The sequence below is a fragment of the uncultured Rothia sp. genome (genome assembly GCF_937976295.1).
Classification (GTDB): domain Bacteria; phylum Actinomycetota; class Actinomycetes; order Actinomycetales; family Micrococcaceae; genus Rothia.
The window spans coordinates 1-2,986 of the sequence record NZ_CALJRY010000303.1 but is presented as its reverse complement, the minus strand read 5'-3'; the positions used below and the strand labels follow the sequence as shown (position 1 = coordinate 2,986).

At 63.8% G+C, this 2,986-nt stretch carries 3 protein-coding genes and 1 pseudogene; 2 read left to right on the top strand and 2 right to left on the bottom strand.

Annotation, left to right across the window (positions count from 1 at the left end; translation table 11 throughout):
• A pseudogene (locus tag Q0216_RS08170) lies at positions 1 to 503 on the top strand (NDP-hexose 4-ketoreductase); the annotation flags it as partial.
• Between the two features lie 136 nt (positions 504 to 639).
• On the opposite strand, the gene Q0216_RS08165 reads toward Q0216_RS08170, so the two are convergent.
• Complete coding sequence (locus Q0216_RS08165; RefSeq protein ID WP_298594422.1) at positions 640 to 1,692, bottom strand: A/G-specific adenine glycosylase; 1,053 nt, start codon at positions 1,690 to 1,692, stop codon at positions 640 to 642.
• A 93-nt stretch (positions 1,693 to 1,785) separates the two neighbouring features.
• Here Q0216_RS08165 and Q0216_RS08160 point away from each other — a divergent pair, with 93 nt between their 5' ends.
• Complete coding sequence (locus Q0216_RS08160) at positions 1,786 to 2,583, top strand: hypothetical protein (RefSeq protein WP_298594420.1); 798 nt, start codon at positions 1,786 to 1,788, stop codon at positions 2,581 to 2,583.
• A 107-nt stretch (positions 2,584 to 2,690) separates the two neighbouring features.
• On the opposite strand, the gene Q0216_RS08155 is transcribed toward Q0216_RS08160, so the two are convergent.
• A partial coding sequence (locus Q0216_RS08155; RefSeq protein ID WP_298594418.1) for a helix-hairpin-helix domain-containing protein occupies positions 2,691 to 2,986 on the bottom strand: 296 nt, incomplete at its 5' end.

The following is a 2,986-nucleotide window of genomic DNA, read 5'->3' as shown; positions in this document are numbered from 1 at the left end:
GTGTGATGGAGAACCTCAAGGAGCACTTCCGCCCCGAGTTCCTGAACCGTGTGGATGACATTATCGTCTTCCCGCAGCTCTCCGAGTCTGAGATTCTGCAGATTGTGGACCTGTTCGTGGGTCGCCTGGCTAAGCGCCTGGCGGAGCAGGATATGTCCATTGAGCTGACCAACCCCGCGAAGGCTCTCATGGCGGCTAAGGGTTACGACCCGTCCATGGGTGCTCGCCCGCTGCGCCGCGAGATGCAACGCAACATTGAGGACGCCCTGTCTGAGAAGATCCTCTTCGGCGACATTAAGCCCGGTGAGAAGATCACCGTGGACGTTGAGGGTGAGGGCGACGCCGCGAAGTTCGTCTTCTCTTCTCAGCCGATGAAGGAGCTGGCTCTGGACTCGGTGGATGAGCTGGACGAAGAAGCCGCTGAGGCTCCCGCAATTGAGGCTCCCGCAGCTGAGGTGCCTGCCGCTGAGGTTCCCGCAGCTGATATTCAGGGCAACGACTAGGCTCTCAATAGCTAAGTTCTAGCGCACTAAACGCCTGAGGGGCGGTACCGGAATGATTCGGTACCGCCCCTCAGGCGTTTCTCTGTGTTTGCGTGCAAGGTCTTGGGAGGCTCTAGGAGCCTTTCTGCGGCGGGTACTAGAGCGAGACGAGCACTGCATCGCCCCGCGTGACTTCGCGCGCCAGAGAGTCCGCCAGTAGCCCCGCGTAGCAGCGCTGCAGCTGCTCGGCGGCGGGGGAGAGCGCGTACAGCGCCTTGAGCGGGCGGTGTAGCGCGGCGGGTGCATCCGCGGGGAACGCCAAATCGGGTGAAGAAGCTGCAGTGGGTGATGCCGTATCGCCGCCCGAGGCTGCACCCGCACCCAGGATGAGGCCGCGATCCACCGGCTCATGCGCCGCACGTAGCACCGCCATGACCGCCCCGCGCACCTGACGGTCCGTGCCGTGCCAGCTCTGGCTCTTGGGGGTGTAGTCCGCCTCCGGCTTGCCCACCCCAACCCAGGCGCACAGATCCTCAACCGGGCACAGTTCGCAGGTCGGGGACTTCGCCGTGCAGACCAGCGCACCAAGCTCCATGGTCGCCGCATTCCACAGGCATGAGGTGGGGGTGTCGGTGGGCATGAGCGCCTCCGCCAGGCGAGTCTCAGCCGCCGTCAACGAGCGGGAAGGCAGCGCCTTGCCAGAGACGGCGCGCGCATGCACGCGGCGGATATTCGTATCAATCACCGTGGCGCGCAAACCGAACGCGAACACGCTAATCGCCGCCGCCGTGTAGGAGCCCACGCCCGGCAGAGCCAGCAGCGCCTCGTAGTCGGCGGGAATCTCACCGCCGTGCTGCTCCACAATCGCTACAGCGGCACCGTGCAGACGCTGCGCGCGGCGCGGGTAGCCCAGTCGGCCCCAGGCGCGCACCGCCTCCGAGGCGGGCTCTGCGGCAAGGTCGGCGGGGGTGGGCCAGCGGCGCATCCACTCCTCCCACACGGGTAGAACGCGCTTGACGGGGGTCTGCTGCAGCATGAACTCGCTGACCATCACACCCCAGGGGGTGCACTCGTTGCGACGCCACGGCAAATCACGTGCCTGGTCGAGGAACCACCGGTTGATTCGGTGGTGGAGCGCCTCGGTATTTGTGCCTTCGGGCAGGGTGGGTTCGGGGCGTGTGCGTGCGGTGCGTTTGGGCTCTGAGGTCATCCGAAAAGCCTACGCCACAGGGCATATATTCCCAAAACTGCATGAACAGAGTTCACTGTGAATCTCAGGGGTAAACCCGGTATCCTTAAGGGTATGTCTGAAAATGGTCCCGTTCTGCCTCCCGAAGTGTACCGCCGTCGTCGTATCGTGGCGGTCATTGCTCTGCTCGCTATTATTCTGCTGCTGGTTGCCGGCGTGACCTCCATGGTCGGCATGATTAACGGCAAGAAGGATGCCACTGTTGCCTCCACTGCGACGGCTTCCGGTGCGCCCTTCCAGAGCTTCAGTGCTCGCCCCTCCGAAACTGCTTCGGCAACCCCCTCCGCTAGCGCGACTGCCTCTGCAAGCGCGTCGGCTACTGCTTCGGCAACCCCCTCGGTGACCGCTTCTGCGGCGCCCACTGCAAGCGTGACCACCGCTGCGGTAACCCCTGCGGCAACTACTCCCGCGGCGACCCCGACTGCCCCCGCACCGACTCCGAGCGTGACCACTGCGGCTGTTGTTGCGGCGTGCACCGCGAACGACCTGAAGGTGACCGTCACCCCCGCGAAGCGTACCTTCGCGGCCGGTGAGCAGGTGTCCTTCCACGTGACCTACACGAACTCCTCGAAGACCCCCTGCGCTGTGGGCGGTGAGGACGCGAACACCGGCGTTGATCTGAAGATTACTTCCGGTGCGGCTCAGGTGTACACCCGCAGCCTGTGCGAGGCGACCGCCGTTCAGAAGTCTGAGGTAGCCGCAGGTGCTGAGGGTGCAACCGACCTGGCGTGGGACCGTAAGATCAACGTTCTGGGCTGCTCCTCTGCTTCGACCGCTCAGAAGGGTTCCTACTGGGCTTCGGCTACCGTCAATGGTGTGAGCTCGGCTCCGGTGAACTTCGTGATTCAGTAGTTCACTTCTGTAGTTTTCACCCTGCGTGTTTTCGCCCCTGTGTGGGCGTGAAAAATCCCCCGTGCCAGATATTCTCTGGCGCGGGGGCTTTTCGTGTGGGTCTTTTGCTAGAGGTACTTCTCCAGGCTGCTCTCCGCCATGCGGGACAGCTGCTCACGCACTGTGCGGGCACGAGCCTCACCCACACCGTCCACGGCACGCAGATCCTCAAGGGACGCCGCCATCAGGGCCTGCAGACTGCCGAAGCGCTCCACCAGACGCTCAGAAATAGCGTTCGGGATGCTCGGAATACCGGCAAGCAGACGGAAACCGCGAGGCTGCAGGGGGAACTCCAGGTCGGGGTTCTCGCCAAAGCCGACAGTGCGGGCAATCGTGCGCAGATCCACGATGTCCATATCGTCCA

Excerpts from the sequence above, each read along its gene's own strand:
- Q0216_RS08165 (WP_298594422.1), bottom strand. The coding sequence starts at position 1,692 with ATGACCTCAGAGCCCAAACGCACCGCACGCACACGCCCCGAACCCACC.
- Q0216_RS08160 (WP_298594420.1), top strand. The coding sequence starts at position 1,786 with ATGTCTGAAAATGGTCCCGTTCTGCCTCCCGAAGTGTACCGCCGTCGT.